Raw genomic sequence first — 15,427 nt, forward strand, 5'->3', positions numbered from 1 at the left:
CATGAGCATCGAGACGATCCTGCCCCTGGACGGGCTGCTCAATCCCGGCCAGCACCGCCTCAGCCGCGTGCAGCTGGTCAACTGGGGCACCTTCGACGGCTCCCACACCATCCGCGTGGACCGTGCCGGAACGTTGCTGACCGGCGGCTCCGGGGTGGGCAAGTCCACGATTTTCGACGGCATGCTCCAGGTGCTGGATGCCCGCCCGAAGATGAACGAGGCGGCCCAGACCAGCGCCGGCAGCGCCGCCGAGGAACGTCGCACCGCGTTCAGCTACATGCGCGGACGGTTGGGCGCCACGCCGGCGGACGGCGACGGTTCCCGGACCGCCACGTTCTACCAGCGTCCCGGTGCCACCTGGTCGGCGGTCTGCCTGACCTTCGACAACGCCCTGGGCCAGATCACCAGCCTGTCCGTGCTGCTGGACCTGCCGGCCAACGGGACCGAACACAATGTGGGCCGTTTCTATGTGCTGCACAACAAGGCTCTGGACATTCCCGCCCTCGAGGCCGGCATGCTCGGCCGGTTCAGCAAGACCTCGCTGGAGGCCCTGCTGCCGGGCAGCCAGGTCTTCGATTCGCACAAGGCGTTTGCGGAGCGTTTCCGGCAAGCGCTGGGCATCGACCAGGAAAAGGCCTTCGGCCTGCTGCGGACGCTGCAGACGGGCAGGGGCCTGGGCGGCACCGTGAACGACTTTTTCCGCAACCATGTGCTGGACACGCCCCGGACGCTGGCCGCCGCGGAGGAGGCGGTGGAAGACTTCAGCCATCTGAGCAGCATCAGGCGGCAGCTGGAACGCGCCCGGCAGCAGCGGGACCTGCTGGCCCCCGTTCCCGGACTGCACCGGGAGCTGCAGCAGGCGCAGGCCGGGCTGGAACGCAACCGCGTGTTGGCGGACGAAGCCCTGCCGCTCTACCGGCGACGCCTGGCCCTGGACTGCCACGGCCGGCAGATCGACCGGCTGGAAGGGGAAGCAACGGCGGCGACGGCCGCGCTGGCGGCGGCCGAAGCGGCACGCGACGGGCTCCGGGAGAAGGCGGCGTCGCTCAGGGCGCGCTACGGCAGCGAAGGAGGCTCCGCCGTCGCCACCCTGGAACGGGAGCTGGCCGCGGCCCAGGCCGAGCTGCGGGCCCGCCGGGCCGTCGAAGATGCCGTGCGGGGCGAGCTGGCGGCCGCGGGGATCGAGGCAGACTTCAGTCCCGCCGGCCTCGCCGCCGCGCGCAGCCGTGCCGGCGTGCTGGCCAAGGACCTGGCCAAGGAGGCCGAGTCGGCCCGCGAACGGAGCAACGACGCCCAGGGCGAGGCCTGGACCCTCAAGGGCCGGATCCGCGCGCTGGAGGAAGAAATCGAGTCCTTCCGCCGCCGCACCAGCAACATCCGTCCCGACAGCCTGGAGCGCCGCCGGCAGATCTGTGCAGCCACGGGCATCGCGGAAGAGGAACTCCCGTTTGCCGGCGAGCTGATCGACATGGCCGCCGCCGAGGCCCGCTGGCGCCCCGCCGCCGAACGCGCACTGCGGTCGCTGGCCGCCGCGATGCTGGTCCCGGGCGATCGGATGAAAGCCGTCACCCGGTACCTGAACGAGCACAACATCCGTGGCTTCCTGCGGATCATCGACGTCAGCGCCCCGCTGGACGGAAAGGCCGAAGCCGGCGACGATGACCTGGTCACCAAGCTGGTCACCAGGGACACCGCCATGGGGCACTGGGTCCGGCGCAAGATCACGGCGCATTACGACTACGTCTGCGTCGACGACCCGGACCAGCTGGCACAGGTCGCCCGCGGTGTCGCCCTGGGCGGCGCGGTAAAGCGCAACAGCAGCACCACGGAGAAGGACGACCGGCACACCGGGGCATCCGACTATCTGCTCGGCTTCGACAACCAGGACAAGATCTCCGCCCTCGCCGCCCGGTTGCTGGAACTGCGCGAGACGTACGGCACAGCTGACGCCGAGTCCGCCGAGCGCGCCCGCGAGCAGCAGGATCTGGGCCGCCGACTGGCCGCCGCCAAGGCCGTGGCGGCGGACACCCGCGACTGGGCGGAGGTGTCCGCGGAAGCACACGCCGCCGCCGTTGCCGCGGCGGCGGAACGGCTGGAGCAGGCCCGGGACGCCAACGCGGACTTGGAGCAGTTGCGGTTCGAGCTGGAGACGGCGGAACTGGACCTCACGGCCGCCACGGAGAAGATCGGTGTGCTCAAGGGCGACGCCGCCCGGCTGTCCGCCGAGCTCGACGCCGCGCGCGGGCGCCGGGACGCCCTGGCCGCCACCGGCGAGACCTCCGGGCAGCTGACCGACGAACTGGCCGCCGAGCTGGACGACCTCTTTGCCCCGTACGGGGAGATCACCGACTTGGCCTTCCTGGGGGACGTCTGCACCCGGGTGGAGCGCGCGCTGCTGGACTCCCGCGGCCTGCTGGAGCGGACCAGGCTGGAGGCCGGCAACCAGCTGGTGAAGATCTTCGAGTCCTACGGCAGGCAGTGGGGCTCAGACCACGGCACGTCGCTGGAGGCCGCCGCCGACTACGAGGCGCGCTACCACGACATCGTGGGCGAAGGGCTGCCGCAGCGGGAGGCTGAGTTCCGCGAGTACTTCAACAACCGCACCTACGAACGCTTCAGCGACCTGCTCCAGTTGCTGGACGAAGAACGCCGCAGCATCGCGTCCCGCCTGCAGCCGCTGAACCAGATCCTGCGGCGGGTGAAGTACCACGAGGACAGCCACCTGCAGATAGAGATCGCCAACGCGGTGCCCGACGCTTCGCACAAGTTCCGCACCGACCTGAAGAACGCGCTGCCGGTCATGGGCAGGCGGCAGACCGCCGAGGACATGGACGCCCGCTACCTCGCCCTGGAGCGGATTGTGGAGAGGCTGGCCTCCGAGGACGAGCGCCGCTGGCGCGCCGAGGTCCTGGACGTGCGGTCGCACGTGGACATCACCTGCACCAATCTGCTGGCGGACGGCCGCGCCTACACCAACCTGCAGGCCAGCCTGATGTCCGGCGGCGAGGGCCAGCGCTTCACCGCTTTCATCATGGCGTCGGCGCTGGCCTACCAACTGGGCATCGCCGCGCAGGGCTTCAGCACCTTCGGCACGGTGATGATGGACGAGGCCTTCGTGAAATCATCGCTGGCGTTCGCCGAGGCCAGCATCAACGCGCTGCACGAATTCGGTTTCCAGCTGCTGTTGGCCGCCCCCGAGGACAAGGTGGACTTGGCCCGCTTCCTCGGTTCGGTCACCGAAGTCCTGCGCGATGAATCCGCCAACCGGTCGGGCATCCTGGAACGCGGCCACTCCCTGGCGCGGCCGGTGGACATCGTGTTGCGCTGATTGCCCGTCCCCGGCTCACCTCGATGAACGCCTCCCGCCTGGCCTCCATCAACGCACTCCCCCGGGCGGACGGGCGTCGCGCCGCCGTATACTTTTGAGCATGCCGATCACGCACCTCAACCGTGGCCTCTACGTCCAGCAGTCCGCCGTCGAGCAACGCGGAGGCGATCTGTGAGCGGCGGTCTCGTCGCCCTGCTCGACGACGTCGCGGCCCTGGCCCGCATCGCGGCCGCCTCCGTGGACGACGTCGCGGCGGGCGCCGCCAAGGCCGGGGCCAAGGCCGCCGGCGTGGTGATCGACGATGCCGCCGTCACCCCGCAGTACGTGTCCGGGGCGGACCCTTCCCGCGAACTGCCGATGATCAAGCGCATCTTCTGGGGCTCGCTCCGGAACAAGCTGCTGATCATCCTGCCGGCGCTGCTGCTGGTCAGCGCCTTCATCCCGGGGGCGATCCCGTTCATCCTCATGCTGGGCGGCACCTACCTCTGCTACGAGGGTGCCGAGAAGGTCTGGCACAAGCTGCGCGGCCACCACGACGCCGACAAGGCGCCGGCGGTCGAGCGGGGTCCCGAGGCGGAGTCCAAGGTCGTCAAGGGCGCCATCACCACCGACTTCATCCTGTCCTGCGAGATCATGGTGATCTCGATGAACGAGGTGGGTGACGCCTCCCTGTGGGTCCGGGCGCTCATCCTGGTCGTCGTGGCGATTGCAATCACGGTGCTTGTGTACGGCGCCGTCGGGCTCATCGTCAAAATGGACGACATCGGCCTGCACCTGACCACCAAGGACTCGGCGGGCTCGCAGCGCTTCGGCGCGCTGCTCGTCAAGGGTATGCCCGCGGTGCTGGCAGCTATCACCTTCATCGGCACGATCGCCATGCTCTGGGTCGGCGGCCACATCATGCTCCAGGGGGCATACGACCTCGGCTGGCATGCTCCCTACGACCTGGTCCACGTCCTTGAGGGCCCGTTCGCCGGGATCCCGGCGGCCGGCGGCTTCCTGGCCTGGCTCGTGAACACCCTGTGCTCGGCCGTCCTCGGACTCGCCTGGGGCCTGGTCGTCATGGCTATCCTGCACCCGCTGCTCAAAGTGCTGCCCTTCGGCAAGAACAAGGGCGGGCATGAAGAGGGCGACGTCCGGGCCGCCACAGCCGGCCATCACCCGCCGGGACGCGACGCCGATCCGGCCCCCTAGTCTCCGCCCCCTCGGGTTCCTCGCCGAATCCGGCCTTGGCCCCGCTCAGTGGCTCTCCCAGAAGCGGTCCCTCGGGCGCTATGCCCCGGAGGGCCAAGTTCCACAGGATTTACTCGGGAGGGCCTCCCACGACTGGACGGTCATCGGGATCTCGTGGAGGAATCTAGCGGCCGGGGCCAAGATCACCTGATCCGACTCGTTCCCCCAGAAGATCGGTCAGGAGGCTCAAGTCGCGGGCGCCCTGCCCATAGTCGAGGACGGTGGTTCGCAGCCGCGGCCGGCAAGATGCGTAAACTCTGGTGCCTGCGCTTGTCTCATAGTTCTTGATTTCGATGACCTCGCCCCAGCTCCAAAAGTTGATCCGTGTATGGATGATCATTCCGCCGGGGACCGCCTTGATCCGTGAAAATCTCTTCTCGCTGCGCACTATGGAACGAAGTTCTTCGTGCAACGCCTGAAGCCCGATGGGCACCGTGAACTCTTTCGATGCCCTCACGCCTTCTACGTGGATTTCCTGGGACGCAGCAGTCGCCCTGGAACTCCGGCCGCGGACTGCAGCTGCCACGATCAGTACGACAGAAACGAGCAGCCACCCCGGAAGCAACCAGTCCGGAAGGCCAGAGCCTCCACTCAAAAAGGCCTCCACTACCGTGCAGTTATGCTGCTCCCGGCCTGGATTCTCTTAGCCGCGAACCGCGATGGGTTAGGTAGGGCAAAGCGTACTGTTTTCACGGCTGTGCGGGTAGCTTCGAAGTCCAGCCGGAAGGCCCATTCTCCATCTCTCCCACGGCCCCTATCATGAGCCCATGCAGACGGCTTTGATACTCATAAGCACTGGGGTCTGCTTGGCGTGCCCACGGCTGCATATATGCCTACAGAAATCCGGGGCGGAAAGGTGACCCCCTAGGCCCACAGCGGACAGGACTTCTCGGCGGCCGGAGGGAGGGCGGCACCATCTGGATCAGTTCCCGGTCTGGTGACCGCGGACGCAGTACTCGTTGCCTAGGCGGCGGAGGGTGCCTGTGCTAAAGCTAAGGCGCGTAGCGTGTCGAGGACAGCGAACCGACGTCGGCCGACCGGCCGCTCCTGCTAGTTTCAGTTCATGAGCGGGCTTCGAGAGATTGACGTCGACTACAACTTCTTCGATGACACTCCGGCGGGTAAGGACCCCGACAGTCACAGCCCCACACTTCGGCGATACCACCAACTCCTATGGAGCAAGCGGCTCCCTAACGGGCGGCCGTTCGAGCTTCGTGCTGGGCGCGCTCGGTCACCTTATCTTGTGTATGAAACAGACGGCACGAGAATTGTTCTCGGAAGCGACACGATTGCGACGCGGCATCGAAGGAAACTGAGCCACCTCTATGCGCAGCTTCCAGACGAGGTCAATGACGCGTTCCTGCGACGCTCGTACACGATCTGCGGTTTCGTGATCTTCCCAGTCTCGCAGGGCAGTCTCAACCAGATTCGAGGCACTCATCCGCGGATTCAAGACCGATGGGACTTGACCCTCGAGGCGATCCGGCGTTTTTACGAGGGTGGCACGAGTCCCTTGGCCACGACCATGGATCGCTATGCCAGCTTCTTCGCGCTATTCGGTTCCTTCAACGGGTACATCGATCATTTCCATCTCGGTGACTTCGTAGATGCAGTGGTGCAGTGTGCTTCTTGCTCCCCTTCGACAACTTCGAGTCGCCGGTGCTGCCCTCCGACCTGCCAACCTACGCGCGTTACCGCCTAAACAGTCTGGAATTATTTGAGGCACGCCGCCTGCGCATCCTGAACGCCATCAGGTAGCACAAGACTCCCCCATTCCAGATCGGTTCGCACGTCCGCCAGGGGCTATTCTCTCTGCCATGGGATCAGCGTGGGATCCTGGCCTGCCCGGTGTGCTGCGGCTGCCGTCGGGGAGACTGCTGCGCGGCCGGGCGCTGCGTGTTCCGTTGCCGCCGGGTCCCGCGCCGGAATTCGCCCTGTACCTGACTCACCGGGCGCCGGCTTCCACCCTGTGGGAGCAGCGGTGGGTGCGCTGGCGCGACCTCCGGCTGCCGGAGGACCTGTCGGAGGCCGAGGAGGCCTTCCGCGAAGCCTGGCTGCGCGCCGGCGACGAGCGGGTGGAGGTCGCCTGCCACGGAGGCCGGGGGCGGACCGGCACGGCGCTGGCCTGCATCGCGATTCTAGACGGCGTTCCCGCCGCCGAAGCCACCGGCTGGGTCCGGAAGCACTACCGCCCCGGAGCCGTCGAAACCCCGTGGCAGCGACGGTTTGTGCGCCGGTTCCCCCAACGCCCGTAGCAGTCCCCGCGTGCTGCGCCTCTTACGTCAACACGCTGCGGTAGACGCCCAGGGTCTTCTCGGCGATGGAGTCCCAGGAGAAGTGCTCCTCGGCGCGCCGGCGGCCCGCCTCGCCCTGGCGGCGGGCGGCGGCGGGGTCATCGAGCGTCTTGTTGAGCGCGGCGGCGAAGTCGCGGACGAACTGTTCCTCGTCCAGCGGGGTTCCCGTCCCGTCGCTCGCCTGTTCCAAGGGCACCAGGGTGCCGGTGACGCCGTCGTCGACGACCTCCGGAATGCCCCCGGTGGCGCTGGCCACCACCGGGGCGCCGCAGGCCATAGCCTCAAGGTTTACGATGCCCAGCGGTTCGTAGATCGACGGGCACGCGAAGACGGTGGCATGGCTGAGCACCTGGATCAGTTCCGGCCGCGGGAGCATCCGCTCGATCACCACGACGCCGTCGCGGGTCCCGCGCAGCCCGGCCACCAGGGCATTCACCGCGGACGCCAGTTCAGGGGTGTCGGCGGCGCCGGCACACAGCACCAGTTGTACTTCCGGCGGCAGCAACGCCGCGGCGCGCAGCAGGTACGGCACGCCCTTCTGCCGGGTAATCCGCCCCACGAAGACCACGCTGGGCCGGCCCGGATCGATCCCCAAGGCGCGCACCGCGTCGTCGTTGTGATCCGGTTTCCATTCCTGCACGTCCACGCCGTTGTGGACCACGTGGACCCGGTCCGGATCCACGTCGGGGTAGCTGCGCAGAATGTCCCTGCGCATCCCGGCGGACACGGCAACGACGGCGGCGGCCGCCTCGTAGGCGGTGCGCTCTGCCCAGGACGAGAGCCGGTAGCCCCCGCCCAGCTGCTCGGCCTTCCACGGCCGCAACGGCTCCAGCGAATGCGCGCTGAGCACGTGCGGCACATCGTGCAGCAGCGATCCCAAATGCCCGGCCATATTGGCATACCAGGTGTGGGAGTGAATGAGGTCCGCACCGGCGAAGCCGTCCAGCATCTCAAGGTCGACGCCGAGGGTCTGCACCGCGGCATTGGCTTCCCGCAATCCGGCGGGGACCCCGTAGCTGCGCACCGTTGCGCCATGGAAGTCAGATGGCCGGTCGGCCCCGAAGGCATGCACGTGCAGGTCCAGCCGTCCGGCCAGCACACGGCTGAGTTCGGCAACATGCACACCGGCCCCGCCGTAGATCTCCGGTGGGAATTCTTTTGTCACAATATCTACGCGCACGAAACCTAACGTAGTGCACGCCGGGGGCTTCCTCTACTGTGTGTTGACAAGGGGGACGTGTGTCGGTCCGGCACTGGACCGCGAATGCGATGGGATGGACGATGCCACAGAAGAAGGTTTTGGCCGTTGTGCTTGCCGGCGGCGAGGGAAAGCGCCTGATGCCGCTCACAGCCGACCGGGCCAAACCGGCCGTGCCGTTTGCGGGCAGCTACCGGCTGATCGATTTCGCGTTGTCCAACCTGGTCAATTCCGGGTACCGGGAGATCGTGGTGTTGACGCAGTACAAATCGCACAGCCTGGACCGGCACATTTCCGAAACCTGGCGTATGGCCGCGCAGCTGGGCAACTACGTTGCCTCGGTACCGGCGCAGCAACGGCGGGGCAAGAGCTGGTTCCTGGGCAGCGCCAATGCCATTTACCAGTCCCTGAACCTGATCCATGACGCCCGTCCGGACATCGTGGTGGTGGTCGGCGCCGACCACGTCTACCGGATGGACTTCTCCCAGATGGTGGAGGAGCACATAGCGTCCGGCGCCGCCGCCAGTGTGGCCGCGGTGCGCCAGCCGCTCTCGCTGGCCAATCAGTTCGGCGTGATCGAGTCCGAGCCCGACGCCCCCACCAAGATCCGCGCCTTCGTGGAGAAGCCCGCGACCACTCCCGGCCTGGCGGATGACCCGGACAGTTTCCTGGCGTCCATGGGAAACTACGTCTTCAACACGGACGCGCTGCTGCAGGCCCTGGAAGCGGACGCCGAGCGGTTGGACACCAACCACGACATGGGCGGGGACATCATCCCCTACTTCGTGGAACGCGGCGAGGCGGCCGTCTACGATTTCACCGCGAACGACATTCCCGGCTCCACCGGGGCCGACCAACAGTACTGGCGCGACGTCGGCACGCTGGATTCCTACTACGAGGCCCACATGGACCTGATCAGCCCGCTGCCCGCCTTCAACCTCTACAACCTGCGCTGGCCGATCTACACGCGCCAGTCGGTGTCTCCCCCGGCCAAGCTGGTGCGCGGAGTCAGCGGCACCGCGGGCACCGCGCACGACTCCCTGCTGTCCCAGGGCGTGGTGGTTTCGGGAGCAGAAGTCACCGAGTCGGTGCTCTCCACCGACGTCTTCGTCGCCGAGGGCGCCCAAATCCACGGGAGCGTGCTGTTGGACAAGGTGACGGTGGGCGAGGGAGCCGTGGTCCGGAGGGCCATCGTGGACAAGAATGTCCACATCCCTGCCGGCGCCACCATCGGCGTCGATCCCGAATTGGACCGCGCGCGGGGCTTCACGGTCACGGAATCCGGGCTGACCGTCCTGAGCAAGGACCAGAAGGTCATCCTCGGCCCCACGGCGAGCGCTCAGCACAAGGCCGCTTCATTGTAGCAGCGGGCACAAGGTGTTGGCTTTGTCCCCCGGCCCACCCTTTCTGCTGAAGCGAGGGTGCCGATTGCGCCCGGACCGCGCGCTGCAGGCGGTACGGTAGCGAAGTGCCTCAACCTCAGTCACCGGAGCCCCGCCCCACCCGGAACGGACAGCCCGCGGGGCCGCAGGGTCCGGGGCCGGGCGCCATGCCCTGGCTGCGCCGCGTCGGACCGGGGCTGCTCTTTGCAGCGGCCGCCGTAGTTGCCGCCCACGGCCTGCACTGGCTCGCGCCGGCCGTCCCGGTGATGAGCTTCGCCGTGGTCCTGGGCATCCTCGCGGCGAATCTGCCGCCTGCTGCTTCGTGGACGGGCGGAGCGGCGCTTCCCGGGCTGGCCTTCTGCGGACGGACGCTGATGCGGGCCGGGATTGTGCTGTTGGGCGCCCGGCTGGCGCTCTCGGACCTGGCCGAGCTGGGCTGGTTCGCCCTGGTGCTGGTGGTTCTGGTGCTGCTGCTGGCGTTCGCCGGAACCTACCTGTTGGCGCGTTGGCACCGTTTGCCCGGCGACCAGCCCGTGCTGCTGGCCGCCGGATTCTCCATCTGCGGGGCCTCGGCCATCGGCGCCGTCGCCGCTGCCCGGGGCAGCCGGAGTCAGGACACCCTGATGCCCGTCGCCTTGGTGACGCTGTGCGGCACGCTGGCCATCGGCGTCCTGCCGGCCGTGATGGCGGCCACCGGCATGACCCCGGAAGTGTTCGGCTTCTGGACCGGAGCTTCGGTACACGACGTCGGACAGGTCGTCGCCACCGCGCAGAGCGCCGGCACGGCGGCCCTGACCATCGCCGTCGTCGTCAAGCTCGCCCGCGTGCTGATGCTGGCTCCCGTGACGGCCGCCGCGGCCCTGCACAGCCGTCGGAAGGCAAATTCGGGAGCCGCACGCGGACACGCAACCGGAAGGCCCGGCAAGCAGCCGCCGCTGGTGCCGCTCTTCGTGCTCGGTTTCCTCGCCCTGATGATGCTGCGCAGCACGGGATGGTTGCCGCAGCCGGTTCTGGACGGCACGGCGTTCGTGCAGGAACTCCTGCTGGCCGCGGCACTGTTCGGGCTGGGCTCGGCCGTCCGCCTGCGGGAACTGCTCCGGTCCTCGCTGCCGGCTATCTCCACGGCCCTGCTTTCCTGGCTGCTGATCGCCGGACTGGGGATCGTCGCAGCCTGGCTGGCGATGGGCGGACGCTGAGGGGCCGCAACCGGACCCGCTCATGGTTAAATGGGCCGGATGACGAACCAGAACCTCAGCCGCGACGAAGCGGCCGCACGGTCAAGCATCCTGCAGGTGGAGAGCTATGAGGTCTCGCTGGACCTGCGCAACGCCGAGGACCCCGACGCGCCGGGTTTCGTCTCCAGCACCGTCATCACGTTCAGCTGCAGCGAACCGGGCGCCACGGTGTTTGCCGACTTCATCCACGGCGGTGTCCACTCCGTCACGCTCAACGGCCGGCCCCTGGACCTCGACGACGTCGTGGACGGTTCCCGGATCACGCTGCCCGGCCTCGAGGCCGAGAACCAGGCCACGATCACGGGCACCGCGCTGTACAGCAGCAGCGGCGAAGGGCTCCACCGGTTCGTCGATCCGGTGGACGCGCGAACGTACCTCTACACGCAGTACGAACCGGCCGACGCGCGCCGCGTCTTCGCCAACTTCGAGCAGCCGGACCTGAAGGCCAGCTTCAGCTTCCACGTTGCCGCCCCCGACCACTGGCTGGTGGCCTCGAACGCCGCGGTGGCCGTGACCGAGCCAATGGGCTCCACGCCCGGCTACTCCGTCCGCCGCTTCGAGCCGACGCCGCGCATCTCCACCTACATCACCACCGTCCTGGCCGGGCCCTACCACGCGGTAAGGGACAACTGGCAGGGCACCCTGCCCGACGGAGGACAACTCAGTGTGCCGCTTGGCGCCTACTGCCGCGCCTCGCTGGCCGATTCCTTCGATCCGGAGCAGATCTTCGCCGTCACCAAGGCCGGCCTGGACTTCTTCCACGAACTCTTCGACTACCCCTACCCGTTCGGCAAGTACGAGCAGGCGTTCGTGCCCGAATACAACCTGGGCGCCATGGAGAACCCAGGACTGGTCACCTTCACCGAGGCCTACGTGTTCTCTTCCCGGGCCACCGACGCCCAGTACCAGGCCCGCGCCAACACCATCCTGCACGAAATGGCGCACATGTGGTTCGGCGACCTGGTCACCATGAAATGGTGGGACGACCTCTGGCTGAAGGAATCGTTCGCCGACTACATGGGGTCCTTGGCGTCCGCCGAGGCCACGCAATGGACCAACGCCTGGATCACCTTCGCCAACCGGCGCAAGGGGTGGGCGTACGTGCAGGACCAACTGCCCACCACCCACCCCATCGTCGCCGACATCCCGGACCTGGAAGCGGCCAAGCAGAACTTCGACGGCATCACGTATGCCAAGGGCGCCTCGGTGCTCAAACAGCTGGTGGCCTATGCCGGTTTCGACTCCTTCATCGGTGCCTCGCGCCGGTATTTCCGCGAACATGCCTACGCCAACACATCGCTGGCCGATTTCCTCACCGCCCTCAGCGCGGCTTCCGGCCGGGACATGGAGCAGTGGGCGCGGCAGTGGCTGCAGACCGCCGGCATCTCCACGCTGGGCGTGGACCTCGAGTACGACGGCGGTGCGATCGCCTCCGCGGCCATCGTCCAGGAGGCGGTGGATCCGGTCACGCACGAAGCGTCCTTCCGGACGCACCGGTTGCGGCTGGGGCTGTACAACCCGGATGCCACCGGCCGGCTGGTCCGCACGGACCAGCTGGAGCTGGACGTGGCGGGCCCGCGGACCGAGGTTCCGGAACTGGCGGGCCGGGACCTTCCCGCCCTGCTGCTGCTCAACGATGAGGACTTGAGCTACGCCAAGGTCGTCTTCGACGCCCGCTCCCTGCGGACGGTGCTTTCCGCCCTGGACAAGGTCACCGACCCGCTGGCCCGCGCCCTGTGCTGGTCCACCCTCTGGGACATGGCCCGCGACGGGCGCCTCCCCGCCGCCGACTACGTGGAGGCGGTGCAGCGCTTCGCCCCGGCGGAAACCGAGAACAGCGTGCTGCAGGTGGTCCTGGACTGCGCCAAGGCCGCGATGGACCGCTACGCACCGTCGGCCCTCCGGACGGGCCTGCGGGAAGCCTTCCTGGCCGCCGCGCGCCGGGAGATGGAAGCGGCGGAACCGGGCAGCGACCGGCAGCTGACCTGGGCGCGGTCACTGGCGGCGGTCGGCCGCGCCGATGACGGCCAGGCGCGGTACCTGCGCGGCCTGCTGGACAAGACCACCCTGCTTGAGGGGCTGAAGCTGGACACGGACCTGCGCTGGCGTTTCTGGCAGGCGCTGGCGGCCACCGGCCACGCTTCGGCGGCGGAGCTGGATGCGGCACTGGAAGCCGACCGCAACGCGGCGGCGCGTGCCGGCCATCTGGCCGCCATGACGGCGCGGCCCGCTCCGGAGGTGAAGGCCGAGGCCTGGCACACCGCAGTGCATACCGATTCGCTGTCCAACGAGCTGCTGGACGCCACCATCGATGGTTTCTGCCAGGGCCCGCCTGAGCTTCACGCCGGGTATGTGGAACCGTACTTTGAGGAACTCGATCGGATCTGGTCGGTGAAGAGCATCGAGATAGCGGGCAGGCTGGTTCGGGGGCTCTACCCCATCGCCCAGGACCTGGTCTCCGGACAGGCACCCGCGGAACACCCCGTCGTCGTACGCACCGACGCCTGGCTCGACAGCCACGCGGAGGCGCCGGCCGCGCTTCGCCGCATCGTCATTGAACAGCGCGACCATCTGCTCCGGGCACTCCGCGCGCAGCAGGCCGGCACCCGGGGCTGAGCGCACACAGCGGCCGAGCGAACGACGGCTGACGACGGCGGACGAGCGGCTGCAGTGCATCGGCGGCCGTTGGCGGGCCGATAGCCGCCGTACGGTTCCCTGCGCAGCCTCCGTGGAATAGGCTGTCGTCTTCCAAGGACCCGGACCCCGGACGCCGGGGGTCAGGAGCAGGAGGAATCGTGCCGAGACTGCGAGTGCACAATTTTTCCGTCTCGCTCGACGGCTATGCAGCCGGCCCGCGCCAGAGTGTGGAGGACCCGCTGGGAGTGGGCGGCGAACAGCTGCACGAGTGGGTGTTCCGGACCGCGGCCGGCAAGCGCATGGGCGGCGAGGGCGGGGGTTCCACCGGGGTGGACAACGACTTCGTCGAGGCCGGGCAGGAGGGCATCGGTGCCACCATCATGGGCCGGAACATGTTCGGGCCGGTGCGCGGGGAGTGGCCCGCCGTGGAGTGGCGGGGCTGGTGGGGCGAAGACCCGCCGTTCCATCATCCGGTCTTCGTGCTGACGAACTACCCGCGGCCGCCCATCACCATGGCCGGCGGGACCGTCTTCCACTTCGTCGACGAGGGGATCGAGTCCGCCCTGCGGCAGGCCTTCGACGCCGCCGCCGGGCAGGACGTCCGGCTCGGCGGCGGCGCATCCGCCGTCCGGCAATACCTGCGGGCGCGGCTCGTGGACGAACTGCACCTGGCCATGGTGCCCGTTCTGCTGGGCTCCGGCGAGCGCGTGTTCGACAACCTGGACGCCGCCGCTCTCGGCTATGAGTGTGTCGAATTCGCCGCTTCGCCTGCCGCGGCACACGCCCGCCTGGTCAGAAGCACTGACCGGTAGCCCGGCCGAGCGGCTCCCGACGCTCACCCTACGGTACGCGGTGCAGCCATTCTTCCGTGCCGAACTTGGTCTCCACGAGTTCCCGGGCCATGGCCAGCTCTTCGTCGGAGAAACCGCTGTCCTCGGCCGCATAGCGGTCCTTGAAGGTCCGGATCATCACCTCGATGATTTCCTCGCGGGTCAGGCCGGTCTGCCGGCGCAGCGGGTCCACGCGCTTCTTGGCGCTGGAGATGCCCTTGTCGGAGATCTTTTCCTTGCCGATCCGAAGGACGTCGGTCATCTTGTCCGCGTCGATGTCGTAGGACATGGTCACGTGGTGCAGCATCCCGCCATTGGCCAGCCGCTTCTGCGCCGCGCCGCCGATCTTGCCCTCCGGCGTGGCGATGTCGTTGAGCGGCTGGTAGAACGCCTTGATGCCGACCTTCTCGAGTGACGCCATGACCCAGGCGTCGAGGTACGCGTAGGACGCCTCGAAGCTCTGCCCGTCCACCAGGGTCTGCGGCAGGTACAGCGAGTAGGTGATCGCGTTGCCTCGTTCCATGAACATCGCGCCGCCGCCGCTGATCCGGCGCACCACCGTGATGCCGTGGCGTTCCACCCCGTCCGGGTCCACTTCGTTGCGTACCGACTGGAAGCTGCCGATCACCACCGACGGTGCCTCCCACTCCCAGAACCTTAGTGTCGGCGGCCGCTTCCCGGCCCCCACCTGACGGGTCAGGACCTCGTCCATCGCTACGTGCAGGTGCGTCGGCAGCGGGGTGGGCGGAATAACCTGCCAGTGATGGTCAAGCCAACCGGTGGCCTTGTTGAGGGCGCGGCGCACGGCTACGGCAACCGCATCGGCCGAGAAGCCGAACATTTGCGCGTCCGGCCGCAACGCAGCGTTAATCGCGCCGGCATAGTGGCCGTGGGTGCTTTCGATGCTCATCCCGTCAAGCGCGGCGTTGATGTCCGCCAGTGCTTCATCCGGTTCCAAAAAGAAGTCGCCGCTGACGGATGGCCGGATAATCTGTCCGTCCGCCACCTCGAAGTCCACGACCACGAGCTTGCCGCCCTGGACCTTGTACTCTCCATGGCGGTGGTCGGTCATGTGCGCTCCTTGGCTGTCTTCGGGCTATCGTGGCGGGGACGGTTGCGGCCGCCAGGCGGCTGCGGTGGACGGTTTTCCCAGTCTAATCAAGGCCCGTGGGCAGCCCGTCCGCGCGGGACTCAGGTTCCTCCCAGCTGCTGCCGGGGCTGTGCCCAGAACCCCCTCGTAGTGTCATAGACACCTCATCACGGTGCGAGTGAAAGAGGGGCCGGACGTGC

At 68.0% G+C, this 15,427-nt stretch carries 10 protein-coding genes and 1 pseudogene; 8 read left to right on the forward strand and 3 right to left on the reverse strand.

Annotation, left to right across the window (positions count from 1 at the left end; all coding sequences use genetic code 11):
• Nucleotide 1 precedes the first annotated feature (1 nt).
• On the forward strand, nucleotides 2-3,328 hold the full coding sequence (locus tag AC5RUP_RS09560; RefSeq protein ID WP_494158494.1) for an ATP-binding protein: 3,327 nt from the start codon (nucleotides 2-4) through the stop codon (nucleotides 3,326-3,328).
• A gap of 171 nt (nucleotides 3,329-3,499) precedes the next feature.
• On the forward strand, nucleotides 3,500-4,522 hold the full coding sequence (locus AC5RUP_RS09565) for a DUF808 domain-containing protein (RefSeq protein ID WP_494154002.1): 1,023 nt from the start codon (nucleotides 3,500-3,502) through the stop codon (nucleotides 4,520-4,522).
• Nucleotides 4,523-4,685: 163 nt separating this feature from the next.
• On the opposite strand, the gene AC5RUP_RS09570 is transcribed toward AC5RUP_RS09565, so the two are convergent.
• Nucleotides 4,686-5,018, reverse strand: coding sequence for a hypothetical protein (locus tag AC5RUP_RS09570; RefSeq protein ID WP_494092287.1), 333 nt, complete (start codon nucleotides 5,016-5,018; stop codon nucleotides 4,686-4,688).
• 606 nt (nucleotides 5,019-5,624) lie between these two features.
• On the opposite strand from AC5RUP_RS09570, the pseudogene AC5RUP_RS09575 reads away from it, so the two are divergent.
• Both AC5RUP_RS09575 and AC5RUP_RS09580 read left to right on the forward strand, forming a co-directional pair.
• Nucleotides 5,625-6,319: pseudogene (locus tag AC5RUP_RS09575) on the forward strand (DUF6994 family protein).
• 59 nt (nucleotides 6,320-6,378) lie between these two features.
• The gene (locus AC5RUP_RS09580; RefSeq protein WP_494154001.1) at nucleotides 6,379-6,816 is read left to right on the forward strand and encodes a protein-tyrosine phosphatase family protein; all 438 of its coding nucleotides are present in this window, start codon (nucleotides 6,379-6,381) and stop codon (nucleotides 6,814-6,816) included.
• A gap of 22 nt (nucleotides 6,817-6,838) precedes the next feature.
• Here AC5RUP_RS09580 and glgA read toward each other — a convergent pair whose 3' ends face one another.
• Nucleotides 6,839-8,035, reverse strand: coding sequence for a glycogen synthase (glgA, locus tag AC5RUP_RS09585; RefSeq protein ID WP_494154000.1), 1,197 nt, complete (start codon nucleotides 8,033-8,035; stop codon nucleotides 6,839-6,841).
• An 89-nt stretch (nucleotides 8,036-8,124) separates the two neighbouring features.
• Between glgA and glgC the strand changes: the two genes are divergently transcribed.
• The 4 genes from glgC (at nucleotide 8,125) to AC5RUP_RS09605 (ending at nucleotide 14,119) form a co-directional block, all read left to right on the forward strand.
• Nucleotides 8,125-9,417 (forward strand): glucose-1-phosphate adenylyltransferase, encoded by a 1,293-nt coding sequence (glgC, locus tag AC5RUP_RS09590; RefSeq protein WP_494153999.1) that lies wholly within the window; start codon nucleotides 8,125-8,127, stop codon nucleotides 9,415-9,417.
• 185 nt (nucleotides 9,418-9,602) lie between these two features.
• A complete protein-coding gene (locus tag AC5RUP_RS09595) occupies nucleotides 9,603-10,631 on the forward strand; it encodes a YeiH family protein (protein ID WP_494153998.1) in 1,029 nt (342 codons plus the stop codon).
• Between the two features lie 39 nt (nucleotides 10,632-10,670).
• Nucleotides 10,671-13,286 carry an aminopeptidase N gene (pepN, locus tag AC5RUP_RS09600; protein WP_494158495.1) on the forward strand — a complete coding sequence of 872 codons (2,616 nt, stop codon included), beginning with the start codon at nucleotides 10,671-10,673 and terminating at the stop codon, nucleotides 13,284-13,286.
• 179 nt (nucleotides 13,287-13,465) lie between these two features.
• A complete protein-coding gene (locus AC5RUP_RS09605) occupies nucleotides 13,466-14,119 on the forward strand; it encodes a dihydrofolate reductase family protein (RefSeq protein ID WP_494153543.1) in 654 nt (217 codons plus the stop codon).
• Between the two features lie 28 nt (nucleotides 14,120-14,147).
• Here AC5RUP_RS09605 and lplAB read toward each other — a convergent pair whose 3' ends face one another.
• A complete protein-coding gene (gene lplAB, locus AC5RUP_RS09610) occupies nucleotides 14,148-15,209 on the reverse strand; it encodes a lipoate-protein ligase LplAB (protein ID WP_494153542.1) in 1,062 nt (353 codons plus the stop codon).
• Nucleotides 15,210-15,427: the final 218 nt, after the last annotated feature.

The organism is Arthrobacter sp. Y3223151 (genome assembly GCF_059091125.1).